At 71.0% G+C, this 25,104-nt stretch carries 25 protein-coding genes; 16 read left to right on the top strand and 9 right to left on the bottom strand.

All coding sequences use genetic code 11. From position 1 onward, the window contains the following. The first annotated feature begins 13 nt into the window (after positions 1-13). Complete coding sequence (locus tag SHK19_RS20630; protein ID WP_322454525.1) at positions 14-745, top strand: hemerythrin domain-containing protein; 732 nt, start codon at positions 14-16, stop codon at positions 743-745. Here SHK19_RS20630 and SHK19_RS20625 read toward each other — a convergent pair. Genes SHK19_RS20625 through SHK19_RS20615 form a run of 3 tightly spaced genes read right to left on the bottom strand, consistent with a single transcriptional unit; the run spans position 742 to position 5,497 of the window. Continuing rightward, positions 742-4,074, bottom strand: a complete 3,333-nt coding sequence (locus SHK19_RS20625) for an ATP-binding protein (RefSeq protein WP_322937332.1) — start codon at positions 4,072-4,074, stop codon at positions 742-744. The genes SHK19_RS20630 and SHK19_RS20625 overlap by 4 nt on opposite strands. Before the next feature lie 54 nt (positions 4,075-4,128). Continuing rightward, the gene (locus SHK19_RS20620; protein WP_322454527.1) at positions 4,129-4,785 is read right to left on the bottom strand and encodes a methyltransferase; all 657 of its coding nucleotides are present in this window, start codon (positions 4,783-4,785) and stop codon (positions 4,129-4,131) included. Between the two features lie 28 nt (positions 4,786-4,813). After that, complete coding sequence (locus SHK19_RS20615; protein ID WP_322454528.1) at positions 4,814-5,497, bottom strand: PaaI family thioesterase; 684 nt, start codon at positions 5,495-5,497, stop codon at positions 4,814-4,816. Between the two features lie 21 nt (positions 5,498-5,518). Between SHK19_RS20615 and SHK19_RS20610 the strand changes: the two genes are divergently transcribed. Further along, on the top strand, positions 5,519-5,842 hold the full coding sequence (locus SHK19_RS20610) for a hypothetical protein (RefSeq protein ID WP_322937331.1): 324 nt from the start codon (positions 5,519-5,521) through the stop codon (positions 5,840-5,842). Between the two features lie 2 nt (positions 5,843-5,844). Here SHK19_RS20610 and SHK19_RS20605 read toward each other — a convergent pair whose 3' ends face one another. Continuing rightward, on the bottom strand, positions 5,845-7,302 hold the full coding sequence (locus SHK19_RS20605) for a hypothetical protein (RefSeq protein ID WP_322937330.1): 1,458 nt from the start codon (positions 7,300-7,302) through the stop codon (positions 5,845-5,847). Continuing rightward, positions 7,299-7,925: a hypothetical protein gene (locus SHK19_RS20600; protein WP_322937329.1), complete on the bottom strand. Its 627-nt coding sequence runs from the start codon at positions 7,923-7,925 to the stop codon at positions 7,299-7,301. The genes SHK19_RS20605 and SHK19_RS20600 overlap by 4 nt, the downstream gene beginning before the upstream one ends. 598 nt (positions 7,926-8,523) lie before the next feature. On the opposite strand from SHK19_RS20600, the gene SHK19_RS20595 reads away from it, so the two are divergent. Beyond that, positions 8,524-9,912 carry an NAD-dependent malic enzyme gene (locus tag SHK19_RS20595; RefSeq protein ID WP_322937328.1) on the top strand — a complete coding sequence of 463 codons (1,389 nt, stop codon included), beginning with the start codon at positions 8,524-8,526 and terminating at the stop codon, positions 9,910-9,912. 46 nt (positions 9,913-9,958) lie between these two features. After that, positions 9,959-10,840, top strand: coding sequence for an LLM class flavin-dependent oxidoreductase (locus SHK19_RS20590; protein ID WP_322937327.1), 882 nt, complete (start codon positions 9,959-9,961; stop codon positions 10,838-10,840). On the opposite strand, the gene SHK19_RS20585 is transcribed toward SHK19_RS20590, so the two are convergent. Continuing rightward, the gene (locus SHK19_RS20585) at positions 10,782-11,696 is read right to left on the bottom strand and encodes a LysR family transcriptional regulator (RefSeq protein WP_322937326.1); all 915 of its coding nucleotides are present in this window, start codon (positions 11,694-11,696) and stop codon (positions 10,782-10,784) included. The genes SHK19_RS20590 and SHK19_RS20585 overlap by 59 nt on opposite strands. 120 nt (positions 11,697-11,816) lie before the next feature. On the opposite strand from SHK19_RS20585, the gene SHK19_RS20580 reads away from it, so the two are divergent. Both SHK19_RS20580 and SHK19_RS20575 read left to right on the top strand, forming a co-directional pair. After that, entirely contained in the window at positions 11,817-12,383 is a 567-nt protein-coding gene (locus tag SHK19_RS20580; protein WP_322454536.1) for an OsmC family protein, read from the top strand. Further along, positions 12,380-13,534: an NAD(P)/FAD-dependent oxidoreductase gene (locus SHK19_RS20575; RefSeq protein WP_322454537.1), complete on the top strand. Its 1,155-nt coding sequence runs from the start codon at positions 12,380-12,382 to the stop codon at positions 13,532-13,534. Before SHK19_RS20580 ends, SHK19_RS20575 begins: the two co-directional genes overlap by 4 nt. A gap of 48 nt (positions 13,535-13,582) precedes the next feature. Here the strand turns inward: SHK19_RS20575 and SHK19_RS20570 are convergent, their stop codons facing one another. Further along, positions 13,583-14,161 carry a TetR family transcriptional regulator gene (locus SHK19_RS20570; RefSeq protein ID WP_322454538.1) on the bottom strand — a complete coding sequence of 193 codons (579 nt, stop codon included), beginning with the start codon at positions 14,159-14,161 and terminating at the stop codon, positions 13,583-13,585. A 57-nt stretch (positions 14,162-14,218) separates the two neighbouring features. Between SHK19_RS20570 and SHK19_RS20565 the strand changes: the two genes are divergently transcribed. The 6 genes from SHK19_RS20565 to SHK19_RS20540 all read left to right on the top strand — a co-directional run bounded on the left by SHK19_RS20565 (position 14,219) and on the right by SHK19_RS20540 (position 19,009). Further along, positions 14,219-14,719, top strand: a complete 501-nt coding sequence (locus SHK19_RS20565) for a VOC family protein (RefSeq protein WP_322937325.1) — start codon at positions 14,219-14,221, stop codon at positions 14,717-14,719. Positions 14,720-14,730: 11 nt separating this feature from the next. Next, positions 14,731-15,471 carry an SDR family NAD(P)-dependent oxidoreductase gene (locus SHK19_RS20560; protein ID WP_322937324.1) on the top strand — a complete coding sequence of 247 codons (741 nt, stop codon included), beginning with the start codon at positions 14,731-14,733 and terminating at the stop codon, positions 15,469-15,471. A 25-nt stretch (positions 15,472-15,496) separates the two neighbouring features. Further along, complete coding sequence (locus SHK19_RS20555; RefSeq protein ID WP_322454541.1) at positions 15,497-15,910, top strand: homing endonuclease associated repeat-containing protein; 414 nt, start codon at positions 15,497-15,499, stop codon at positions 15,908-15,910. Between the two features lie 9 nt (positions 15,911-15,919). Then, a complete protein-coding gene (locus tag SHK19_RS20550; RefSeq protein WP_322454542.1) occupies positions 15,920-16,921 on the top strand; it encodes a zinc-binding dehydrogenase in 1,002 nt (333 codons plus the stop codon). Between the two features lie 77 nt (positions 16,922-16,998). After that, the gene (locus SHK19_RS20545; RefSeq protein WP_322937323.1) at positions 16,999-18,357 is read left to right on the top strand and encodes an NAD(P)/FAD-dependent oxidoreductase; all 1,359 of its coding nucleotides are present in this window, start codon (positions 16,999-17,001) and stop codon (positions 18,355-18,357) included. Further along, a complete protein-coding gene (locus SHK19_RS20540; protein WP_322454544.1) occupies positions 18,347-19,009 on the top strand; it encodes an HAD family hydrolase in 663 nt (220 codons plus the stop codon). The genes SHK19_RS20545 and SHK19_RS20540 overlap by 11 nt, the downstream gene beginning before the upstream one ends. Here SHK19_RS20540 and SHK19_RS20535 read toward each other — a convergent pair. Beyond that, entirely contained in the window at positions 18,955-19,455 is a 501-nt protein-coding gene (locus SHK19_RS20535) for an Lrp/AsnC family transcriptional regulator (RefSeq protein ID WP_322454545.1), read from the bottom strand. The genes SHK19_RS20540 and SHK19_RS20535 overlap by 55 nt on opposite strands. A gap of 185 nt (positions 19,456-19,640) precedes the next feature. On the opposite strand from SHK19_RS20535, the gene SHK19_RS20530 reads away from it, so the two are divergent. Genes SHK19_RS20530 through SHK19_RS20515 form a run of 4 tightly spaced genes read left to right on the top strand, consistent with a single transcriptional unit; the run spans position 19,641 to position 23,660 of the window. Continuing rightward, a complete protein-coding gene (locus SHK19_RS20530; RefSeq protein WP_322937322.1) occupies positions 19,641-20,798 on the top strand; it encodes a polyamine ABC transporter substrate-binding protein in 1,158 nt (385 codons plus the stop codon). Continuing rightward, the gene (locus tag SHK19_RS20525) at positions 20,791-21,933 is read left to right on the top strand and encodes an ABC transporter ATP-binding protein (RefSeq protein ID WP_322454547.1); all 1,143 of its coding nucleotides are present in this window, start codon (positions 20,791-20,793) and stop codon (positions 21,931-21,933) included. The genes SHK19_RS20530 and SHK19_RS20525 overlap by 8 nt, the downstream gene beginning before the upstream one ends. 10 nt (positions 21,934-21,943) lie before the next feature. Continuing rightward, entirely contained in the window at positions 21,944-22,843 is a 900-nt protein-coding gene (locus SHK19_RS20520) for an ABC transporter permease (protein WP_322454548.1), read from the top strand. Positions 22,844-22,850: 7 nt separating this feature from the next. Next, a complete protein-coding gene (locus SHK19_RS20515) occupies positions 22,851-23,660 on the top strand; it encodes an ABC transporter permease (protein ID WP_322454549.1) in 810 nt (269 codons plus the stop codon). An 11-nt stretch (positions 23,661-23,671) separates the two neighbouring features. Here SHK19_RS20515 and SHK19_RS20510 read toward each other — a convergent pair whose 3' ends face one another. Further along, positions 23,672-25,063, bottom strand: a complete 1,392-nt coding sequence (locus tag SHK19_RS20510; protein ID WP_322454550.1) for an aspartate aminotransferase family protein — start codon at positions 25,061-25,063, stop codon at positions 23,672-23,674. Positions 25,064-25,104: the final 41 nt, after the last annotated feature.

The following is a 25,104-nucleotide window of genomic DNA, read 5'->3' as shown; positions in this document are numbered from 1 at the left end:
AGAGAGAAGTGAGATGACCACGACCTATCCCGAGCAGCTGATGCTCCCCGGCCAGGCTGCTGCACCCGGCGGCCCGGTGGACATGAACGTGATGTACCTGATGCACCACGCCTTCCGCCGCGACCTCGACCGGTTCGGCACCGCCGTTCCCCGGACCCCGATCGACGACCAGGCCACCTGGGTGGCGCTGGCGGAGCGGTGGGGGAGGTTCAGCGAGATCCTGCACCACCACCACAGCGGTGAGGACGCCGGCATCTGGCCGTTCCTGCTGGACCGCGCGCACCCCGCCGAGCGGCAGACGCTGCTCGACATGGAGGCCGAGCACGAGAAGATCGACCCGTTGCTCGATTGCTCGGGCGCGGCGTTCGCCGAGCTCGCCACACCTGGCGGCGGAGCCGACGGGCGGTCCCGTGAGGAGCTGCGGGCAGCGCTCGCGGTGCGCCTCGCCGAGGCCAAGGAGGTCCTCGGCGCGCACCTCCGGCACGAGGAGTCCGAGGCGATGGTGATCCTCCAGCGGCACATGACCGCCGAGGACTGGGAACGGATCGAGGCCGAGCACTTCAAGTCCAAGGACAGCCTCGGTTTCCTGCTCTACGTCGTGCCGTGGATCGCCGAGGACCTGCCGGAGCAGGTGCTGGCCGAGGTGCTGGACGACGCAGGCACGCCGATGAAGGTCGTGAACTGGCTGGGTGCGCGGCTCCGGTTCCGCGGGCTGGAGCGGAAGGCCTTCCGGTACCTGACCTAGAAGCCGTGGCGGTCCCGCAGGTCGAGGAACCACTTCTCGACCCGCGGGATCCGCCATGCCGCGATCAGCTCGAGGGCCTGCTCGGCGTGCTGGGCCGCGAGTCGGGTCTCCCCCGTCGCGGCGGAAGCGAGTGCGAGGTAGGCGTCGACGGGGCCGTGGGCGGGCGAGGTGCCGGAGATGACGCAGGTGCCGCGGTACGGCGCCAGCCTGGCGTACGCGCCGGCGGCGACGTCCGGCTCCGCGAGCTCCAGCCCGATCTCGGCACCGAGCGACCAGACGAACGGCGAGAACCAGTTGTCGGTGTCGAGGTCGATGCCGTAGGTGTCGAACACGAACCGGGCGAGATCGGTCTGGCCGTGCCGCAGCGTGAGCACCGTCGCCGCCGGACCGGCGGGGATCGACGACTCGGTCATGAACGCCGCGACCTCATCGTCGCCGGGCAACGCCGCCTCGGGGTTCCAGAGCGGCTCGTAGAGCTGAGCGCCGCGGACCGTGTCGACCTTGTGGGCCGTCGACACCAGGTCGAAAGCCTCCCGGAGCTGGACCATGGTGCCCTCGATAGCGCCCGCGTCGCCCCGCATGGTGGCCCAGCAATGGGCGAGGTTGAGGGTCACCATCTCGACGAAGTACTGCTTGTCCTGGTGGGCGAACCGGATGATGTCGGCCAGCTCCTCGTCGATGCCGTCGACCTCGCCGAGCTCGCACCTGATCGGCGCCAGCAGCGCCCGCAGGTTGGTGCGTGCCCGCACGTCGCCCGCCCGGTGGGCGAGGACGAGGGCCTCCTCGACCCACAGCCGGCGACGGTCAGCGTTGGCGCGCCGGAAGGTCGCGACCGCCGAGCCCATCAGAGCCTCCATCAGGAGCCGCTCGTCACCGGAGCCGCGGGCGATCCTGACCGCCTCGTCGCAGGTGTCCTCCCTTTCCTCCGGGGACGTCGCGTAGTACGCCTCCGCCGCCAGCGCCAGCAGGAGTCGGCAGCGCACGGCGCTGTCGCGGGGCAGCAGGGTGAGCGCGCTCCGGATGACGTCGATCACGGCGTGGTTGGCCTCGCCGTACGCGCGCGCCGGCCAGAGCGCGTCGGCGGTCGCCGTCGCCGCCGCCCGGACCACGAGGTCCGGGTCGCCGAGGCGGCCGGCGATCACGATGGCCTCGTCGAGGGCGCCGTGCATCTCGAGCCGTCGGGTGCTCCACCGGCAAGCCTCGGCATAGCGCACCAGCAGCTCGTAGCGCTCGTCCTCCGTGCCCGCGGGGTCGTCGGCGTGCAGCTCGAGAGCGTGCGCCAGGTGCTGGGTCGCCTCGTCGGCGGCGTGCGCGGTCATCGCGAGCGCACCAGCCCGGGCGGCGGCGAGATGTGCAGCGCGGACATGGCGGCGGCCGGCGGCTGCCCAGTGCCGGGCGACCTCCGGCGCCCGGCGCGTCCCGTCGGGAGCGTCCTGCACCAGGCCCGCCAGCCGGGCGTGGAGGCGCTCGCGCCGCGAGGGCGTGAGGACGCCGTACGCCGTGTCGCGGACCAGGGCGTGCCCGAAGCGGAACCGGTCTCCGCCGAGGTCCTGGACCAGGTCGACCACCAGGGCCGGCTCGAGCAGGTCGAGGACGTCCAGCTCGGGCTGCTCGAGGGCCGCGGCCAGCAGCGACAGCTCGAACTCGCGGCCGATCGCCGCGCCCGCCGTGAGCGCCCTTCGCGAGTCCTCGGGCAGCTGGGCGATGCGTCGCTCGACGACTGCGGCCACCGTCGGCGGCATCGCCTCGAGGACCTCGTGCAGGTCGCGGTGCTCGTCGCGGGCGAGCCGGCCGTACTCGATCAGGAAGAAGGGGTTGCCCTCGGTCCGTTGGTGGACGCTGGTGGCCAGCGCCGGGTCGGTGTCACCGGTGATCGTCGCCAGCAGGTGAGCGGTCTCGTCCGCCGACAGCCCGTTCACCTCGAGCGTGGTCGCGTGCCGCCGCGCGAGCGCCTCTGCAGCCTCCGCCAGTGGGCCGACCTGGGTCCCACGGCGCCAGGTGCAGACGACGACCAGGCGTGCGGTGTCGGTGTGGGCGGCCAGGTGCCGCAGCACCCGCAGCGACAACGGGTCCGCCCAGTGCAGGTCCTCCAGCCCGAGCACGACGGTCCGGTCGCGGCTCAGGTCGACGAGCGTCCGGCGGATGCTCTCGGAGATGGCGAAGCGCGCCGCGTCGTGGTCGTCGCGGTCTTCCTCGGTCGCAGCGGGCATGGGCGCGCCGAGTGCCGTCGCCCACGGCCACAGCGGTGGAGCGTCCTCCTCCTGGGAGCAGCGCCCGACCAGCACGGTCGCCCCGCCGGCCCGGGCGCGGAGCGCGAACTCGGCCCCGAGCCGGCTCTTGCCGGCCCCGGGCTCACCGACGATGGTGACGAACTGGGGCTGTCCGTCGCCGGCCCTGGTCAGGAGCGACTCGAGGACCTCGAGGTGGGCGTCGCGGCCCACCAGCGGCCAGTCCGGGACGGTGATCTCCGGCTGGGGCAACGCCTCCGGCAGACCGCCGACCGCTCCCTCGTCGACGATCGGCACTGTCGGTGCGGGCGCCACCTCGTGGCGGAGGATCGCCGTCTGCAGGTGCCGGGTCGCGGGTCCGGGCTCGAGTCCGAGCTCCTCGTCGAGGGTCACCCGCAACCGGTCGAGCGCGGCGAGTGCGTCGGCCTGGCGACCGGTGCGGGCCAGTGCCACGGCGAGCAACGCGCTCAGTCGTTCGCGCAGAGGATGCTCGATGACCAGCGCCTCGAGCTCGGCGGTCGCCTCGGCATCGCGACCGACCGCGACCAGCAGGGTCGCGCGGTCCTCCAGCGCCAGCAGCCGGAGCTCGGTGAGCCGGCTCCGCTCGGGGAGGACCGTGTCGGAGTCGGGCAGGTCGACGTAGGGCGTGCCTCGCCACTGCCCGAGCGCCGCGTCGACGGTGCGCAGCTGCGCCTCCGCTCGGTCCAGGTCGGTGGCCACCGGAACCGCGCTGCCGGTCAGCGGGGCGATGGCGTCGTGCACCGAGCGCACCGCGCGGGTGAAGTGATCGGCGTCGATGTCGGCGCGGAGCAGGTAGCCCTGGTCGCTGCTGGCTAGGTAGCTGCTCGCCGTGCGGGCGGGCAGGTCGGGCTCGAGCGCCCGCCGGACGACGGAGACGTAGGTCTGCAGGGTGCCCAACGCGCTCGGCGGGGCCTCGGGCCGCCAGATCGTGTCGACCAGGACGTCGGGGGACACCGGGCGACCGGCGTGCAGCGCGAGCGCCGCGATCAGGGCGCGGTGCTTCGCCGCCGGCAGCGAGATGCTGCGGTTCTCGCCCGCGGTGTCCGTCACGACCGTCGGGCCGAGCACACCCACCCACATGCGGCGCAGCATAGGTGCGGATCCGCGCCGGGGTGCGCGATCCGCTGAACGCGCTCAGCTCGCCGAGGTGCTCTCAGGTCCGACGTGGACGAGGAGTCCGCCGGGGCTGTAGTCCCTGACCTCGCGCACCGTCCACGGCAGCTGGTCGCCGCCGAGGCCCTTCAGCAGCGCCTGGACCAGCTCGGTCTGGGCGGCGTGGCCGACCTGCACGATCGCGTGCCCCTCCGGGTGCAGGTGCCGCAGCGCGACCCCGAGTCCGAGGACCACCTTGTCGCTGCCGTCGAGGCCGCCGTCGATGGCCAGGACCGGGTCGTCGGGAAACTGCTCGACGTCCGCGCTCGGCACCCACGGCGGGTCGATGACGATCAGCCCGAACCGCTCGTCAGGCTCGAGCGCCTCGGTGACCGACCCCACCCGCACGTCGCTCGGCAAGCCGGCCGCGGCGGCGTTCCGCTGCGCGAAAGAACCCGCCACCGGGTCCTGGTCGACCTGGACCAGGGCCCGCCCGGTCAGGCTGGCAGCGAGCAGACCGATCTGGCCGGCGCCGCAGAAGAGCTCGAGGATCGGGCCGTCCGGGCAGTGCGGGGCGAGCGCCGCCGCCCAGTAGCTCTGGGCGGTGGTCCACATCCTCGGCTGCAGCACGCGGCGGTCCCAGTGGATCAGCAGGTCGCCGAACGGCGCAGGTTCGGTCGACGCGTCGAGCGCCGTCATGGCGCGCTGGTACCCAGGCGGGCGGATATCAGTCCAGCGAGCCGATCCCGCTCGGTGCGTCGGGCTCCTCGGCCCAGCGCGGGACGATGAAGAGACCGGTCGCCTCGACCGCCGGCGAGCTGTCGGGCTGGTCCGCCGCGATCCAGCCGGAGACGGTGACCTTGCGTCCGTTCACCTCGACGATCCGTGCCTCCATCCGCACCGGCCCGAGCGGCAGCGGCTGCACGTAGCGGAGCGTCAAGGTCCCGGTGACGGTGACCCGCGTGTGGCGGGCGCTCGCGGTCTCGCCCATCAGGTGGTCGAGGATCATCGCGGACACGCCCCCGTGGACGCTCCCTGGCGGGCCCTCGTAGGCGGCGCCGAGGCTGAGGGCGGCGTGGACGCAGTCGTCGTCCTGCCACGCGAGCTCGACCGGCGGCGCCACCGCGTTCCGCACGCCGACCACCGCATTGCCCCAGTTCCACGACCGGCCCTCCCCGTTGTAGTGGATACCGGCCGGGCCGGAGGGCGCGTCCTCGGCGAGCAGGTCGGTGGCCTCCTGGACGAGCGCACGCGCACGGTCGACGCGCGCCTGATCGACCCTCGTGCGGATGCTGACGTCGTTGAGCGCGCGTACGTCGTGGGCGAGGGCGCCGTACAGCTTCTCGGCGGCGTCGACCTCGGCGGTGGGGATGTCCTCGAACGAGAACGAGGACAGGGAAAGGCTGGGCATCGGGTGAATCTAGTGGCCGCGGTGAGTCCTGACTCACGCGACCAGCGTGTAGACGTCGGGCCACCCCTTGACCCACACGCTGAGCCGCAGCTGCTGGCCACGTCGATCCTCGGTGAGCGCGGCCGCACCCTCGCGATGGTGCGCCAGTTCCTCGCCGGCCAGCTGCGGCGCGAGCAGGTCAGCGGTGACGTCGCCGCCACCGTCGGCGTCGACATGGTCGCCGAGCTGATGGTGCGGGTGACGATGTCGGTCCTGCTCACCCCGAGCACGCTCATCGACCTCGACGACGAGGAGCAGCCGCGCGAGCTCGCCCGGCGATACGTCGTCCCGATGCTGAAGGCCTAGGCCTAGGCCGAGCCGGCCAGCACCGCGACCGTCGCGGCGACGGAGACGGTGGCGACCGACAGCAGCCACTGCAGTGCGGTGAGGAACGCTGACGGCTCGTCACCGGGGTCCGGTGGGCGGCGTCGTACGGCGTGCCACGCCGTGCGAAGGAGGACGACGACCGCGAGCCCGCCGAGCGCGCCCGCGGGGGTCCAGTACCGGGAGCCGGCCAGGTGGACGAACGGCTGGGTGAGGAGCGCGAGCAGGCCGACCTTCAGTAGCACCGCGACCACCTGGTCGCGATACCGGCGCCGGCTGACGACCAGGAGTGCGGCGAGGACGAGCCAGGAGACCGGCCCGAAGATCCGGAGGCTCAGGTCGCGCGCCACCCACTGCCAGAAGCCGCGGTCGTGCGGCTCGTCCGGTGGCTTGAGCAGCGAACCGAACCCGTCGACGGCGCGGTAGCGATCGATGTTGTCGATCACGTCCCGGGCGTAGCTGCTCGGCGTCACCTCCCTGCGGGAGTGGGACGACATCTCGTTCAGCACGTCGACCTCGCCCTCTCCGGTGGCACGGGCCACCTCACGGGCGTAGCGCACCGGCGCGAACCAGACGGTGCTGCCCGGGTCGCACGGTCCGTAGCAGACCTCGCCCCGGTCGCCGAACGTGTTGGCCATCGCGGTCGGGACCGACGTCGTCGTGATCACGCGGGCGTCGAGAACCGCGGACGCACTGACCGACCACGGCAGCAGCAGCCCGACGAACACGCTCCCGGCGGCGACGACGGGCAACACGGGCCGCTCGACCCTTCCGCGCAGCGACAGCATCAGCACGACGACGGCGGTCACCGCCATGCCCGCGACCGCGAGCACCGCGCTCGACCGCAGGTAGACCACGGCGATGCCGAGGAAGCCGAGCAGCAGCCCGTCGCGGACCGTCGGCGGATCGCCGTCGCGCGCGGCCCCGAGCACGTCGACCAGGCGGGCGAGCAAGATGACGAGCACCAGGCCGGCCAGCAGGTCGCCGTACGCCGTGAGGGAGAGCAGCACCCACACCGGCACCAGCGCCGGGAACACACAGAGGGCGATCGCGAACCATCGACCGAGCGAGCGCCGTACCGCCGTCACCGCGAGCACGAACACCACGCTGGAGACGACGCCGAGGAAGACTCGCGCGGTGGTGTCGTCGGCCTGCGGTGCGACCAGGTAGAGCGGCGCCAGCACGAGGCCCATGCCCGGCATGAACCAGCCGCTGCCGACGACGTTCGTGGAGAGCTCGGCACCGTCCGGGCTCCGGAGACCGGCGAGGTCCCGCACCAGGTTGGCGAGCGCGCACCCCGCATCGCGGTACGCGACCTCATCACCACGGAGCGGCAGGTCGGCCACGCGCGCGAAGAGCACGACCTTGGCGGCGAGGGCGGCGACCACGCACGCCCACAGCAACGGGTCCGCCCGCAGCCCGCGGGCCCGCGTTGCCGTCATCCGTACTCCGTCGACGGCACCCAGTCGTCCGGGAACCGCTTCGTGGTCCGGGGATCGGCGCACGCTGGGTCGGCACTGTCGAGGCGCGCGACCGGGAGCCGCAACACGACCGTGCCCCGCACGATCGCGTCCGCCGGCTGGTCCGGGAACGGGGTCACGGCGGCGGTACGGCGCGGGAGGCCCGCGTGGTCCAGGGCAGCGTCGACCCGGCGCCGTACCTCGGCTGCTGCGAGCTCGTCCCAGTGGAGGGTGAGGACCCGACGCCCGTGGACGTCGCCGTCGGACCGGACCTGGTAGGGGAAGTCGAGGGTGAGGCCGCGGGGAAGCGGGTAGCAGCCGAGCTCGATCGTGTCGGGTGGCAAGGGCGGGCGGTAGCTGCCGGTGGGCGTGGCCCGACCGAGCGCCGGACTGATCAGGATCGCCACGACGACGACCCCCACCGCGGCCACGATCAGGATGGTCACGACGAGCCGACGGACTCGGAACGCCTCGCCCAGCTCGACGGTGTCCGCGACCAGGTCGGAGGTGACGACCGCCCCGGGGATCAGCTCACCGGTGTCGTGGAGGTCCTTCCGCAGCCGTTGCTCGAGCAGGCCGTGGTCGGGATTCAGTAGATCGGCCACGTCTTTGAGATGCGACGCGAGCTGTCCCTGGTTGGTTCTCCTCGCCCGTCGGCAGACGCGACGAAGCCCGCGCCGGCCGGCGCGGGCTTCGTCCTCGGTCGGTCAGACGGTCACTCGGTGATGCACTCCGTGGTCGCCGTGGTGAAGACCTCGAGGAGCTCGGCCTGCTCCTCGGCGGACAGGTCGGTGTCCTCGAGGTTCTCGGCGTCGGAACCGAGGGCGTCGATCTGATCGTCGTTGAGGTCGGAGTCGAAGACCTTCTCCGCGATGCAGTCCGCCTGCGCTCGCTGACGCCGCCGTTGTCGGCGAGCTCCTCGGCGAGGTCGTCCTCGCTGACTCCGCCGCAGGCGGTCAAGGTGAGGCTGAGAGCGGTCAGGAGAGCCGCGAGGGGTAGGCCGATGCGCTTCATGGGAAGTCCTTCCGGGGGAGCAATGGTGCCGGTCAGGCTAGGGCCACCGAGCCCCGCGCGGCTTGGAATTCGACCGTAAAGTTGCGCTGGATCCTCGCCGTCGCCGCGTCGATGAACACAACGACCTCAACCCGGACCGGGTCGGCGACTACTTGTTAGTAGCCCGCGGAGGGGACTTAGGTAGGCCACATGAGCGTCACGCCCTCGTCGTACTCGATCACCATGCGCCTGCACGCCGAGCCGGACTTCGCGGTGGTGGGGAGGGTCGCGACCACCATCGCCGAGGCGGGCGGCATCACGACGGCGATGGACGTCGCCGACTCGAAGCACGACCGGTTGGTGCTCGACGTGACCTGCAGCGCGACCGACTCCGACCACAGCGGCCGGCTGGTCCAGGCGGTGGAGGACATCGACGGGGTCACCGTGCACAAGGTCAGCGACCGCACCTTCCTGCTGCACCTCGGCGGGAAGATCGAGGTCGCCAGCAAGGTCCCGCTCAGGAACCGCGACGACCTCGCGATGGCCTACACCCCGGGCGTCGGCCGGGTCAGCCTGGCGCTGGCCGAGCATCCCGAGGACGTCGCCAAGCTGACGATCAAGGGCAACTCGGTCGCCGTGGTGACCGACGGGTCCGCCGTGCTCGGCCTCGGCAACATCGGCCCCGGCGCGGCGATGCCCGTGATGGAGGGTAAGGCGGCGCTGTTCAAGCGGTTCGCCAACATCGACGCCTGGCCGATCTGCCTGGCGAGCCAGGACGTCGACGAGATCGTGCGCGCGGTCGAGATGATCGCGCCGGGATTCGGCGGCATCAACCTCGAGGACATCGCCGCACCACGCTGCTTCGAGATCGAGCGGCGGCTCCGGGAGACGCTCGACATCCCGGTCTTCCACGACGACCAGCACGGTACGGCGATCGTCGTCCTGGCCGCGCTCCACAATGCGCTGCGCGTCGTCCGCAAGTCGTTGTCGGCGACGCGGATCGTCGTGGCCGGCGGCGGCGCGGCCGGCTCGGCGATCGTCGCCCTCCTGATCGCCGACGGCGCCGAGGACGTCATCGTCTGGGACCGGGAGGGCCTGCTTTCGACCGACGACAGCTCACTCTCGCCGGCCAAGCAGGAGCTGGCATCGATCACTAACCCGCGCAACGTCCGTGGCACGCTCCAGGACGGGTTGAGGGGCGCCGACGTGTTCATCGGGGTGAGCGGGCCGGGTGTGCTCGACCCGGCATGGATCCAGGAGATGGCCGAGGGTGCGATCGTCTTCGCGCTCGCCAACCCCGACCCGGAGGTCGACCCGGCCGAGGCGGCGAAGCACGCGGCCGTCGTCGCGTCCGGTCGTTCGGACTACCCCAACCAGATCAACAACGTGCTGGCGTTCCCCGGGGTCTTCCGCGGCCTGCTCGACGCCCGTGCGTCGGAGGTCACGATCGACATGCTGCAGCGGGCGGCACACGCCATCGCCGCGGTCGTGACCGACGAGGAGCTGCATGCCAGCTTCATCATCCCGAGCGTCTTCCATCCCGACGTGCCGGGTGCGGTGGCCAGCGCCATCCGTGGCCAGGGTGCCGCGAAGGAATGACCCGAGCCGGGCGATGCCCGGGCCGACGCGGACTACTGTCCATGAGATGAAGCTGGGGGCCCACCTACCGCTCATCGACTTCGACGGGTCTCCGCTCGAGCCGTCCACGTTGCGTGCGTACGTCGACGCCGCTCGCGACAGCGGGTTCACCGCGATCAGTGCGAACGACCACCTGGTCTTCCAGCGCCCCTGGCTCGACGGGATCGTCGCTCTCGCGAGCATCCTCGAGCGGTCCGGCGGCCTCACCCTGGCGACCACGGTCGCGCTGCCGGTCGTCCGAGGGCCGGTGCCGTTGGCCAAGGCCGCTGCCGCGCTCCAGATCCTCTCCGGTGGTCGGTTCGTGCTCGGTGTGGCGCCGGGGTCGTCGGTCGCGGACTACGACGCCGTGGGCGTGCCGTTCGAGGAACGGTGGCCTCGGTTCGACGACGCCGTGCGTGTCCTCCGGTCCGCGCTGGCCGAGCTCGAGCCGGTGCCGGCCCGGCCGGTCCCCGTCTGGATCGGCAGCTGGGGCTCCGCCGCCGGACTGAGCCGCGTCGCGCGTCACGGCGACGGTTGGCTCGCCTCCGCCTACAACACGACGCCCGGCCGACTCGCCGCTGGCGTGGACATCCTCCGCGAGGCGTTGCGGGCCCGAGGCCGCGACGACACCGCGTTTCCGATCGCCCTGGCGACGATGTGGACCTACCTGACGAGCAGCAGGGAAGAGGCCAGGGCCAAGGTCGAAGCGCTCGGGGCGATGCTCAACCGGGACCCCGCCGAGCTCGCGCCCCAGGTGCTCGTCGGCGACGCCGACCACTGCCGGGCGATCCTGCAGGACTATGCGGACGCCGGTGTCGGGACGACCTTCCTCTGGCCGCTCGGCGACCCGGTCACCCAGCTGCGCCGCTTCGGAGCCGAGGTCGCCCCGCGCCTGGTGGAAGGCTCGTGAGGGTGTCGACCATGGCCTGGACGGCGGGCGACGGGTAGGCGTCGTTCTCCCGCGCGACCCAGATCCGGCGTACCGGGACCGGGGCGCGCAGCTCCCTGACCGTGACGCGCAGCCCGGCCGGAGCGGTCGCCAGGCCCGGGACCACGGCAACCCCGAGGTTCGCTGCCACGAAGGCCTGCACGCCGATGTAGTCGTCCGACGTCAGGGCAACCCTCGGCTCGAACCCGGCCTCGCGGCAGGCATGGCGGAGGATGCGGAACCAGGCGCTCTGCGCGCTGCCGCCGACCCAGGTCTCGTCGGCAAGGTCGACCAGCCCGAGGAGGCCGGCGCCCTTCGTCAGCCGGTGCCCGCGCGGCAGCACGGCCCGGAACGGATCATCGAACAGGTGCACGCGCTGCAGGTCCGGTGGGGCGAGGTCGGGCATGGCGTCGTGGTCGTAGGTGACGGCCAGGTCGAGCTCTCCGTCGACGAGGCGCTTCTGCAGACGCGGGACGTGGTCGTCGACGACGGTGAGCCGCACCGTGGGGTGCTTGCGCTGGAACCGGGCCAGGACCGGCGGCAGGAACGTCGCCAGCGCGGTGGGGAACGCACCGAGGCGCAACCGTCCCCCTCGTCGGCCGGCCGCCACGGCCAGCTCCTGCTCAGCGACGTCGAGCCGCGCGACGACGGCCCGGGCATGGCGCACCAGGATGACGCCGGCCTCGGTCAGCTGCACCGGGCGGCTCGCGCGATCGACGACGCTCGCGCCGACCGCCCGCTCCAGCGCGGAGATGTGCTGGCTGACCGCCGACTGGGTCATGCCGAGGGCGGCTGCGGCGGCCGAGAAGGAGCCACGGTCCGCGACTTCTGCCAGCACCGCGAGCCGACGAGTCTGACCGATTAGTTCCACTAATGCACCGTAACATCCCGGCGTTGCTACTTATGGAGGCCGAGCCTAGCGTCGGCGCGACCACACAGGCCCGAGAAGGAGCAGCTAGTGACCACGACCGCCGACAACCCCCTCCGCAACGGCGTCGACACCGCCGCGCTGTTCGCGACGATCGATGCAGTCCGTGCCGATCCGGAGCTCGCGAAGTTCCGGTTCCGCGCCACCAACAGGTGGGTGAGTGGCACCCACAACGAGTCCACCATCCACGGTTTCTACGGTGCCAAGCAGGACATGGACCACCGGGTCGCCTCGACCTTCGCCGCCGACCACCCCGCGGTCCTCGTCGGGGAAGACAACGGGCCGACCCCGACGGAGTACCTGCTGCACTCGCTCGCCGCCTGCCTGGTCTCCGGCCTCGCCAACATCGCCGCGGCGCGAGGCGTCAACCTCTCCGAGGTCGCTGCCACGGTCGAGGGCGACATCGACCTCCTCGGGATCCTCGGGCTGTCCGACGAGGTCCGCAACGGGTTCGGGCAGATCCGGGTCTCCTTCACCCTGCGGGGCGACGAGCCGGAGAAGCTGCGCGCGGTGGTCGAGCAGGCCCGCCGGCGCTCGGCCGTCTACGACGTCCTGACCAACGGCGTGCCCGTCGCGATCGAGGTCGACGCGGGATGACGTCGTACGACGTGGTGGTGGTCGGCGCCCGCGCCGCGGGCGCCGCCACCGCGCGTCTGCTCGCGACCGCCGGGTTGAGTGTCCTGCTCGTCGACCGGTCCCGGTACGGCGCGGACACCCTCTCCACGCATGCGCTGATGCGGGGAGGCGTCCTGCAGCTGCACCGGTGGGGACTCCTCGACGAGGTGGTCGCCGTCGGAACTCCGCCGATCAGGCAGGTCACGTTCCGCTACGACGGGCAGGTCGTGCCGGTGACGATCAAGCCGTCGCACGGGGTGGACGCCCTCTACGCTCCGCGCCGCACCGTCCTCGACCCGATCCTCGCCGACGCCGCCAGGGTCGCGGGAGCGGACGTGCGGTACGGCGTTGTCGTCACCGACGTCGAACGGAGTCGAGACGGCGTCGTCACCGGTGTGATCGGCCGCTCCGGCGACCGTGGCTTCCGTGTCGGGGCGCGGATCGTGGTCGGTGCGGACGGGCTGCGATCGACGATCGCCGAGGCCGTCGGGGCGCGGGCCGAGCGGATGGGTGTGAGCACCGGCGCCACGACCTACGGATACTGGCCCGACCTCGACATCGCCGGCTACCAGTGGAACTTCCGGCCGGACGCGGCCTCCGGGGTGATCCCGACCAACGACGGCCTGACCTGCGTGTTCGCGAGCGCGACCGCGCCGCGGATCGGCCGGGGTGGGGCAGCGCCGCTCCTCCGGATCGTCGCCGAGACCGACCCCGACCTCGCCGACCTCCTCGGTGCCGTGCCGGCGCCTCCGATGCGCACCTTCACCGGGCAGCGCAGCTACCTCCGCCGGGCATGGGGGCCGGGCTGGGCACTCGTCGGAGACGCCGGCTACTTCAAGGATCCGCTCAGCGCGCACGGCCTGACCGACGCCCTCCGTGACGCCGAGCTCCTGGCGCGCGCGATCGTCGGGACGTTGAGGGACGGCCGGGACGGGCAGGAGATGCTGGCCGGCTACCAGGCGACCCGGGACGCGCTGTCCGACCCCTTGTTCGAGGCCGTCGACACGATCGCCGGCCACCGCTGGGCAGATCGGGACATCGGTGGCCTGCTCATGCGGATCAACGCCGCGATGGCGGACGAGGTCGAGATGCTCGCCGGCCTGGCGGACCTCGCGTTCGTCACCAGCCCCTGACCGGAGGCGGGCGCGCCTGAGCCGTCTAGCGGCCAAGTCGTCGAGTCCTCAAGCCGTCAGCATTCCGGTCAGCATCCGCACCAGCTCGTCGACACCGAGGTAGCGGCGTCCGTCGGCGCGCTCCCGCTCCCGGTCGGCGGCGAGGGCGAACATCGCCGTGCTCATCGCCGCGATCCGGTGGCGACGGGTGGGCCTCGGCAGGTGCTCCAGCTCGGCCGCGATCATCGTCGTCACCTTGCGCACGGCCGGCCAGCGGTCTCCGTCCCGCAAGGCTTCAGCGACGGCCGGATGGGTCCGGACCTGCTCGATGAACCGCGCGTAGTGGGTCGAGCCCTGGGCGTACGGCGTGGTGAGCATCGGCTCGATCAGGATCCGCACCAGGTCGGCGAGCTCGAGATCGGTGCCGACGGCGTCGGCGAGCATGCGCACCCGCGCCTCCTCCATCGCCGCGGTGCGCAACTCGATGACCGCCTCGATGAGCCCGTCCCGGGAGCCGAAGTGGTAGTTCACGGCCGAGTTGTTGCGCTGACCCGCGGCGATCGCGATCTCCCGCAGGGACACGCCCGGTCCGTGCTCGGCAAAGCGCTCCTCGGCGGCGAGCACGAGCTGCTCGCGGGCATCGGTCACGCCTGCGATTAAAGCACAACGCTTGACGATTAAGCGATAGTGCTTAAGAGTGTCAACATGACGTCGTCACCCGCGCCGGGCCCCATCAGCCAGGTCGCCTGGGTCACCGACGACCTCGAGGCCACCGAGGCGGTCCTCACGGACATGTTCGGAATCGTGCGCTGGACCCGGCTCCCCGATATCCGGTTCGGGCCCGACACGTGCACCTACCGCGGTCGGCCCGCCGACTTCGTCGCCGACATCTCGCTCGCCTACAGCGGAGCCCTCCAGCTCGAGCTGATCCGCCCGGTCTCCGGGGTGTCGATCTACACCGAGCACCTCGAGCGGCACGGTGCCGGGCTCCACCACGTCTGCGTCGAGGTCGACGACCTGGCCGACGCCGTGGTCGCCGCTCGGGCAGCGGGGCACGAGATCGTGCAGGAGGGGTCGATGGGCGGCGGCGGGATGGAGTTCGCGTACGTCGACACCGCCGCCGCTGGCGCGTCGTACGTCGAGCTGGCCCGGATCGGGCCCGAGATCCGCGCGTTCTACGAGACCCTGCGTCACCCCACCGACTGAGGAGCAATTTCATGACCAGCACCAACGACGCCGACCGGGCCCGGCGCTTCACCGACAAGCGGGTCCTGGTCACCGGGGCCGCCGGCGGCCTGGGTGCCGAGGTCGCCCGCCTGTTCCGAGTCGAGGGCGCCCGGGTCGTGGGCGTCGACGTCGTGCCGAGCGAGGGCGTCGCCGTCGGCGACCTCACCGACCCGGAGGCGATCCGGCAGATGGCCGACGCGACACTGACCGAGCTCGGGGGCCTCGACGTCCTCTGCAACGTCGCCGGCGTGCTGGCCATGTCCAAGCTCGAGGACATCACGCCCGAGCTGCTGAACCGGCACCTGGCGGTCAACGCGACCGGCCCCATCCTGCTGACCCAGGCGCTCGCGCCCGCCCTTGCGGAGTCCAAGGGCAACGTCGTGACCGTCGCCTCCATCTCGGCCGTGATGGGCCAGCCCTACAACACCATGTACTGCGCGAGCAAGGGCGCCGTCCTGCTGGCGATGCGGGCGCTGGCCGTAGAGCTGGCCGGGCGCGGCATCCGGGTCAACTGCGTCTCACCGGGCGGCATCGACACCCCGATGGCCGCCGGCGCCGCGCACTCGATGCCGGCCGACGTCGACTGGAGCCTGATCGCCAAGAGCCAGGGAGTGATGCCGGGGTTCATGCCGCCGGCCGACGTCGCCGAGGCGATCCTCTTCCTCGCGTCCGCCGGGGCCGCGTCGGTCACCGGCGCCAACCTCGTCGTGGACCGCGGCGTGGTCTGGTGACTGCCCGCTCGTCTAGTTTGGCCGGGTGCGCACGCCCGACTACAGCGACGACCAGCTCGTGGCCTCGATCGCGGCTGCGGCCGCCGAGCTCGGCGAGCCGCTGACCGCCGGCGCGTACGACGCCTGGCAACGCGGTCGCAGCGACGCCGCCTCGCCGGCGTTGGTGATCCGCCGCTTCGGGTCGTGGATCGAGGCCTGCACGCAGGCAGGGGTCGCGACCAACAAGACCCGTTCGACCAGCCGGCGCTGGTCCGACGACGACGTGGTCGCGATCGTCGCGTCGTACCTCCGCTCGCCCGGGAGCACCGGGACCTTCGCCGACTACTCCGCGTGGGCGCGGGCGCAGGACGGCGTGCCCAGCGGCGCCACGCTGCGGCAACGGTTCCCGTGGGCCGAGGTCAAGGAGCGGGCCTCGGCCGGCCGCGGGTCGGACACCTAGGGTCCGGACATGCGAGCAGTCGTCATCACCAAGCACGGCGGACCCGAGGTTCTCCAGGTCCTGGATCGTCCCGACCCCGCCGGCCCCGGGCCGGGCGAGGTCGCGGTCGACGTCAGAGCGGCCGGCGTCAACTTCGCCGACACCATGGCCCGGGTCGGCTTCTACCCCGAAGCGCCGAAGCCGCCGATGGTCGTCGGCTACGAGGTGGCCGGCGTCGTGTCGGCGGTCGGCGACGGCGTGGACGCGGTGACGGTCGGCGAGCGGGTGCTGGCCGGCACCCGGTTCGGCGGCTACGCCGAACGGGTGGTGGTCGGTGAGCGGGACGTCGTACCCCTCGACGAGCGGCTGACCTTCGAGCAGGGCGCCGCGATCCCGGTCAACTACGCGACCGCCTGGGCAGCACTTGTGCGCTACGGCTCGCTGTTGCCCGGCGAGCGGGTGCTGCTGCACGCCGCCGCGGGCGGCGTCGGCATCGCGGCCACCCAGCTCGCCCGCTCGATCGGGGCGGAGGTGCACGGGACCGCGTCGCCGGGCAAGCACGAGGCCATCCGCGGATTCGGCGTCGATGTCGCGCACGACTACACGAAGTCGGGCTGGCACCGCGACCTGCCGCCCTTCGACCTGGTCATGGACGCGATCGGCGGAGCGAGCTTCCGCACCAGCTACGACCTGCTCCGGCCGGGCGGCCGGCTGGTCGCGTTCGGCGCGGCGTCGGTGATGGACGGCGCCGGCCGCAACCTGCTGCAGGCGGCCAGGACGATGCTCCGGATGCCGCGCTTCAACCTGGTCAAGCAGATGTCGGCCTCGAAGGCCGTGATCGGGCTCAACATGCTGGCGCTGTGGGACGACGCGGGCACCCTCGAGCCGTGGATCACACCGCTGCGGACGCTCATCGCCGACGGCACCGTGCAGCCGGTGGTCGCCGAGTCGTTCCCCTTCGACCGCGCCGCCGACGCGCACCGCATGATCGCCGAGCGGCGCAACGTCGGGAAAGTCGTGCTGGTGCCGTAGCCGGGTTCGCTGCCAGCACCAGACCGCGCAGCCGGACCGTTTTCCGGCCGGATCGCCACTGATCTAGTATCCGAGCCGTGGATTCTCTTGCGGATTCGGTGAATTCGCCGCTCTGGCTCGACACCCCGCTGCGGCCCGCCGCCCGCCCGGCGCTGGACGGCGACACCACCGTCGACCTGGCCGTGGTCGGCGGGGGGTTCTGCGGGCTCTGGACCGCGCTCCGTGCGGTCGAGCGCGAGCCGGGTCGCAGCGTGCTGCTGCTCGAGGGCGACCGGATCGCCGAGCACGCGACCGGACGCAACGGCGGGTTCTGCGAGGCGTCGCTGACCCACGGCGAGCACAACGGCAGGTCCCGCTGGCCCGAGGAGTACGACGAGCTCACACGCCTCGGCATCGAGAACCTCGACGAGATCGAGGAGACGGTCGGCCGCTACGGCATCGACTGCGGCTTCTTCCGCGGGGGCACCCTCGCGGTCGCCACCCGCGCGCACCAGGTCGAGGCGCTCCAGCCGAGCGAGCCCGGGTTCCTCGACCGGGACGCCGTACGACGGGTCGTGGACTCGCCGACCTTTCTGGCCGGCCGGCTCTCGGGGCCCGCAACCTGCGCGGTCGTCGACCCTGCCCGGCTGGCCTGGGGCCTGGCCGACGCCGCCGAGCGCAACGGCGTGCGGATCGTCGAGGGCACCCGGGCCACTCGGATCCGCCGCGACGGCGACCACGTCGAGGTCGTCACGGCGCACGGGGTCGTCCGGGCCCGCCGGGTCGCGCTGGCGACCAACGTGTTCCCTCCGCTGCTGCGAAGGCTGCGGTTCACCACCGTCCCGGTCTACGACTACGTGCTCGCCACCGAACCCCTCACGGACGACCAGCTCGCCGCCCTTCGCTGGGATCCCGCGCTCGGCGTCGGGGACTCCGGCAACCAGTTCCACTACTACCGGATCACGCCGGACCGCCGGATCCTGTGGGGCGGCTACGACGCGATCTACCACTTCGGCCGTTCGATCGAGGAGCGCCACGAGGAGCGGCCGACGACCTACGCGATGCTGGCCGACCACTTCCACGAGACGTTCCCCCAGCTGGACGGGATCCGGTTCACCCACCGGTGGGCGGGCGTCATCGACACGTCGACCCGGTTCAGCGCCAGCTTCGGCACGGCGCACGGCGGGCGGTCGTCGTACGCCCTCGGCTTCACCGGCCTCGGTGTTGGCGCCACCCGGTTCGCTGCTGACGTGATGCTCGACCTGCTCGCCGGTGACGAGACCGAGCGCACCCGGCTGGAGATGGTGCGCCGACCGGCCGTCCCGTTCCCGCCCGAGCCGGTGGCGTGGGCCGGGATCGAGCTCACCCGCCGCGCTCTGGCCCGCCAGGACGACACGGGGCGGCGCGGCCTGTGGCTGCGCACGCTCGACCGGCTCGGGCTCGGCTATGACAGCTGACGGTTCTGACCTGGTCGTCGGGTTCGACCTCGACATGACCCTCATCGACACCGTGCCCGGCTTCCGTCAGGTGCTGCACGCCCTGGGCGGCGAGCTCGGTGTCGAGTTCCCGGTGGAGCAGATGACCGCCAACCTCGGTCCGCCGCTGGACCTGATCCTCGGGCCGCACCTCGCCGAGGAGGCGATCCAGCCGGCCGTCGACCGGTTCCGGACGCTCTACCCCGACCACGCGATCGAGAGCGTCGTCGCGATGGCCGGTGCGCACGAGGCCATCGCGGCCGTGCGCCGGCACGGCGGCCGGGTGGTGGTCGTGACCGGGAAGTTCACGCCGAACGCCCGGCTCCACGTCGACCACGTCGGCTTCGACGTCGACCATCTCGAGGGCCAGGTCTGGGGTGTCGGCAAGGCCGACGTGCTCCTGCGCGAGGGCGCGAGCATCTACGTCGGCGACCACTTCCACGACGTCGAGGGTGCGCTCGCGGCGGGTGCGGTGAGCGTCTCGGTGCTCACCGGCGGGTGCACCCGTGAGGAGCTCTACGACGCGGGCACGCACGTCGTGCTCGACGACCTGGGGGAGTTCCCCGCCTGGCTCGACGGTTACGTGGCCGGATCGGGCGACGGCTCGGGCGGCGGGCGCACTCCCCAGTTGTAGGTCTCCTTGCGGGTCTCGAGGTAGACGAACGTCTCGGTCGAAAGCACCCCGGGGATCCGGCGGATGTTGTCGGAGATGGTCAGCAGGTCGGCGTCGGACCGCGCGACCACCTCGGCGACGATGTCGATGCTGCCGGCGGTCACGACGACGTAGATCACCTCGTCAAGCTCGGCGAGCGCATCGGCGACCGGCCCGGTCGGACCGGAGACCCGCACCCCCAGCATCGCCGCCCGGGCGAACCCCAGCTGCAACGGGTCGGACACGGCGGCGACGATCTGCATCACACCGGACTCGACCAGCCGCTGGACCCGCTGGCGGACCGCCGCCTCGGACAGGCCGACCACCTTGCCGATCGCCGCATAGGACCGGCGTCCGTCCTCCTGGAGCTGCTCGATGATCGCCAACGAGACGTCGTCGAGCGGATTTCGCGAGCCGCGTGCACCCATGGCGGGATGGTTGCACGTAACGCTTCTCGTCACAACGACCGCCACCAAACGCGGATTCCGTTGCAGTCATGTATCAGGACAACCGAATCGCTTGTCACGCACCGGGGGCGGTGGCAGGATCCAAGGCCTCCGAGTCACAGATGATCGAGGGGGATCAGATGACGATCAGGCGAGCATTGCCGGCGATGAACAACCTTCCCCGGCGTCGGATGCTCCAGGGCGCCGGGCTGTCGGCGCTGGCGCTCGGGTCACCGACGTTGCTGTCCGCCTGCGGCACCGAGTCGCAGGTGCAGACCGAGGACAGCTGCAAGAGCACGGACAAGTCGGAGGAGGAGAAGGAGCTGGTCTTCTCCAACTGGCCGGAGTACATCGACGTCCAGGGCAAGCGGATGCCGACCCTGGAGCAGTTCGAGACCGAGACCGGCATCGACGTCACCTACGACACCGACATCAACGACAACGCGGACTTCTTCGGCAAGGTCAAGGACCAGCTCGGCTCCTGCGAGCCGATCGGCCGCGACATCATCACGATGACCGACTCGACGGCCGGCCGGATGATCGCACTGGGCTGGATGCAGCAGCTCGACAAGGACAACCTGCCGAACGTCGAGGCCAACCTCATCGAGAGCCTGCGGTCGCCGAGCTGGGACTCCGAGCGCGAGTACAGCGTCCCGTGGCAGGCCGGCCTCACCGGGATCGCCTACAACGCCGACGTGGCCGAGGAGGTCACCAGCTTCGAGGAGATGTTGACCCGCAGCGACCTGAAGGGGAAGGTCGGCCTGCTGACCGAGATGGAGGACACCATGGCCTTCATGCTCGTGATCAACGGTGCGGACCCCGAGGACTTCAGCGACGACGAGTGGGAGACCGCGATCGACCACCTCACGGAGGTCGTCGGGTCCGGACAGGTGCGCCGATTCACCGGGAACGACTACATCCGTGACCTCAAGTCCGGCAACCTGGCCGCCTGCATGGCCTGGTCCGGCGACATCGCCGCCGCCGAGGACGATCGGATCCCGTTCGTCCAGCCCGAGGAGGGCCTCAACATCTGGTCGGACAACATGATGGTGCCGAACAAGGCCGAGCACAAAGCCAATGCCGAAGCGCTGATGAACTATTACTACGACCCGGTCGTGGCCGCGACGCTCGCGGCGTGGGTCTGGTACATCTGCCCGGTCGACGGCGCTCGAGAGGCGATGGAGAAGATCGACCCGTCACTGGTCGACAACAACCTGATCTTCCCGAGCGAGGACTTCCTCGGCTCCACCCGCAGCTTCATGGCGCTCGACGAGAAGACCCGCCAGCAGTACGAGACCGACTTCCGTCAGGCCAGCGGTGCCTGAGCCGGAGGTTGCCGGCTCCACGGACCTCGAGCTGGCCGGGCTCACAAAGAGGTACGGCGACTTCACCGCCGTCGACGCGCTCGACCTGACGGTGCCGGCGGGATCGTTCTTCGCGCTGCTCGGTCCGTCCGGTTGCGGCAAGACGACGACGTTGCGGATGATCGCCGGCCTGGAGGTCCCGACCGCGGGCAGCGTCACCCTCGCCGGCGACGACATCACCCGGCTCAAGCCCTACCGCCGGCCGGTCAACACCGTCTTCCAGAGCTATGCGCTCTTCCCGCACCTCACCGTCCGCGACAACGTGGCGTTCGGTCCGCGCCGCAAGGGTGCGAGCAAGCGCGAGGCCGCGGACGACGTCGGCCGGATGCTCGACCTGGTCGAGCTCGCCGAGTACGCCGCCCGCAAGCCCGCCCAGCTGTCCGGCGGTCAGCAGCAACGGGTGGCGCTGGCGCGAGCGCTCATCAACAGTCCGCAGGTGCTGCTTCTCGACGAGCCGCTCGGTGCCCTCGACCTCAAGCTCCGGCGGCAGATGCAGGTCGAGCTCAAGCGGATCCAGATCGACGTCGGGCTGACCTTCATCCACGTGACCCACGACCAGGAGGAGGCCATGACCATGGCCGACACGGTCGCGGTCATGAACCATGGTCGGATCGAGCAGATGGGTGCGCCGGAGGAGCTCTACGACCTGCCGCGCACGACCTTCGTGGCCAACTTCCTCGGCCGCTCCAACCTGGTGCCGGGGTCGGTGACCAGGACCTCGGGGGGCAACGTCGAGGTGCAGGTCGACGGCGCCTCCGTCACCGCGCCGGCCGAGCGGGCGGTGTCCGGCGAGGGCAAGGTGTGGGTCGGCGTGCGGCCCGAGAAGGTGCAGCTGCGGGCGCCGGACGAGACCGGCGCCGCGGCCAACCACCTCCGCGGGGGCGTCGTGAGCGACGTGAGCTTCGTCGGCGTCAGCACCGAGTACCTGGTCCGGATGCCGTGGGGCCAGGAGCTGACGGTGTTCGAGCAGAACCACACGAGCAGCCGCCGGCTCCGCACCGGGGACGAGGTCGACCTCTCCTGGGCGCCCGAGCACACGTTCCTGCTCGACGCAGCCCAGGACGCGACCGCCGGCACCCAGATCGACGACGAGTGAGCGTGAGCTGATGGCGCACGTCGTACCCACGGACGCTCCGGAAGGGGCACCGCCTCCCGATCAGGGGCGGCGCCGTGGGCTCGCCGGCTACGCGCTGCTCACACCCGGCTCCCTCTGGCTGGCACTGTTCTTCGTGGTGCCGACCGTCTCCCTGGTCGCGACCAGCCTCTACGACCCGACCGGGTCGCTCGAGCTCGGCTACAAGATGACCGGGTACGTGCAGAACTACCCGGACGCGATCTCGGCGTACTGGCCACAGATCCAGCGCTCGCTCACGTACGCGCTGATCGCGACCGTCGCCTGCATCGTGCTCGGCTATCCGCTCGCCTATGCGATCGCCTTCAAGGCCGGCCGGTTCAAGACGGTCCTGCTGGTGGCGGTGATCGCGCCGTTCTTCACCAGCTTCCTGGTGCGCACGCTGGCATGGCAGTACCTGCTCGGCGACAACGAGTTCGTGGTGACCTTCCTGCGGTGGCTGCCCTTCACCGGTGCGGACCTGCAGCTGATCAACACGCCGTTCGCGGTGGTGGCCGGTCTGACCTACAACTTCCTACCGTTCTTCGTGCTGCCGCTCTACGCGTCGCTGGAGAAGATCGACCACCGCCTGCTCGAGGCCGCGGGAGACCTCTACGCCTCGCCGTTCCGCGGGTTCCTGAAGGTGACCCTGCCGCTCTCGATGCCGGGGTTGGTCGCCGGCACCCTGCTGACCTTCATCCCGGCAGCCGGCGACTACATCAACGACGAGCTCCTCGGCAGCCCGAAAACGCGGATGGTCGGCAACGAGATCCAGGGCCTCTTCTACGCCGGTGACTACCCGACCGCCTCGGCCCTCTCCGTCGCCATGATGGTGACGATCGTGGTCCTGGTCGCGATCTACGTGTGGCGGGCGGGGACGGACGAGCTCGTATGAGGACCCGATGAAGACGACTGCCGACTGGATCGGCCGGCACCTGGTCCTGATGATCGGGATGCTGGTGCTGCTCTACATGCTGGTGCCGGTGATCGTCGTCGTCCTGATGTCGTTCAACCAGCCGGCCGGGCGCAACACCTACACGCTCGACGGCTTCACCCTCGACAACTGGACGAACCTCTGTGAGCCGTACCAGCTCTGCTCCTCGGTGCGACTGTCGCTGGAGATCGGCTTCCTGGCCACCTTGCTGGCGACCCTGCTCGGCACCCTGATGGCCTTCGCCATGGTGCGGCACCGGTTCCGTGGCCGGGCGGCGGCCAACGTCTTCATCTTCCTGCCGATGGCGACGCCCGAGATCGTGCTCGGTTCATCGCTGCTGGCGCTCTTCGTCAACACCGGGTTCGCGGGCAAGCTGGGGTTCTGGACGATCTTCGTCGCCCACGTGATGTTCTGCCTGTCGTTCGTGGTGGTGACGGTCAAGGCCCGCCTCGCCGGCATGGATCCGCGGCTCGAGCAAGCGGCTGCCGACCTCTACGCCAACGAGTGGCAGACGTTCTGGCGGGTCAGCTTCCCTCTTGTCTTCCCCGGCATCCTGGCCGCCGCGCTGCTCAGCTTCTCGCTGTCGTTCGACGACTTCATCATCACCAACCTCAACGCCGGCCAGCAGGTGACCTTCCCCATGTTCGTCTGGGGCGCCAACACCAAGGGCATCCCGATGCAGATCAACGTCATCGGCACGCTGATGTTCGTGATCGCGCTCCTGGTCGTCGTGGTCGGCGAGGTCGGGTCGCGGCGTCGAGGCCGGGCGCTGATCTGACCGACGAAGGGTCAGATCAGGGTGAAGGCCTTGTCGAGGACCGAGCGCAGGATCTGCTCCATCTCGTCGAAGTGCTCCTGGGTGCACACCAACGGCGGGGAGAGCTGGATGACGGGGTCGCCGCGGTCGTCGGCGCGGCAGTAGAGCCCCTCGTCGAGCAGGCCCTTGGAGACGAAGCCGTAGAGGATCCGTTCGCACTCCTCGGCGGTGAAGGACTCCTTGGTGGTCTTGTCCTTGACCAGCTCGATCCCGTAGAAGAAGCCCTCGCCGCGCACGTCGCCGACGATCGGCAGGTCGAGCAGGCGCTCGAGGGTCCTCCGGAACGCCGGCGCGTTGGCCTGGACGCCCTCGAGGATCTTCTCCTCCTCGAAGATCTGCATGTTGCGCAGGCCGACCGCGGTCGAGACCGGGTGTCCGCCGAACGTGTAGCCGTGGGCGAACATCGCCTTGCCCGACGAGAACGGCTCGAACAGCCGGTCGGACGCGATCATCGCGCCGAGGGGGGCGTAGCCGGAGGTCAGACCCTTGGCGCTGGTGATGATGTCGGGCTGGTAGCCGATGGCCGAGGCGCCGAACATCGAGCCGAGCCGGCCGTACGCGCAGATGACCTCGTCGGAGACGAGCAGCACGTCGTACTGGTCGCAGATCTCGCGCACCCGGTCGAAGTAACCCGGGGGAGGCGGGAAGCAGCCGCCGGCGTTCTGGACCGGCTCGAGGAAGACGGCGGCCACGCTGTCCGGCCCCTCGTTGAGGATCGCGACCTCGATCTCGTCGGCGGCCCACCGGCCGAACGCGACCGCGTCGGTGCCGTCAGGCCCCGCGGTATTGGCAGGAGCGCGGTAGAGGTTGGTGTTCGGCACCCGGAACGTCGACGGGACGAGCGGCTCGAACTGCTGCTTGAGCCCCGGCAGGCCGGTGATCGACAGCGCGCCGTGGGTCGTGCCGTGGTAGGCGATGTTGCGGCTGATCACCTTGTGCTTCATCGGCTTGCCGGTGACCTTGTAGAAGTTCTTCGCCAGCTTCCACGCCGACTCGACCGCCTCGCCGCCGCCGGAGGTGAAGAACACCCGGTTGAGGTCGCCCGGGGCATACTCCGCGATCTTGGCGGCGAGCTCGATGGCCGGCGGGTGCGCGTAGGACCACAGCGGCATGAAGGCGAGCGTCTCGGCCTGCTTCGCCGCGGCCTCCGCGAGCTCTCGCCGACCGTGCCCGAGCTGCGACACGAACAGGCCGGCCAGGCCGTCGAGGTAGCGCTTCCCCGCGCTGTCGTAGAGGTAGACGCCCTCACCGCGCACCATCATGGGTACGTCGTGCTCCGGGCCGTCTCCGACGTACCGCCCGTGCTGCGAGAAGTGCAGCCAGAGGTGGTCCTTCGCGGCGCGTTGCAGAGCGGAGTCGTCCATCCACCCATGGTGATCGATCGGATGCCGCCTCGCAAGTGAAT

It is taken from the genome of Nocardioides bizhenqiangii (assembly GCF_034661235.1).
GTDB classification, from domain to species: domain Bacteria; phylum Actinomycetota; class Actinomycetes; order Propionibacteriales; family Nocardioidaceae; genus Nocardioides; species Nocardioides bizhenqiangii.
The sequence above is the reverse complement of the archived record's forward strand: the minus strand, read 5'-3'. Positions and strand labels throughout refer to the sequence as shown.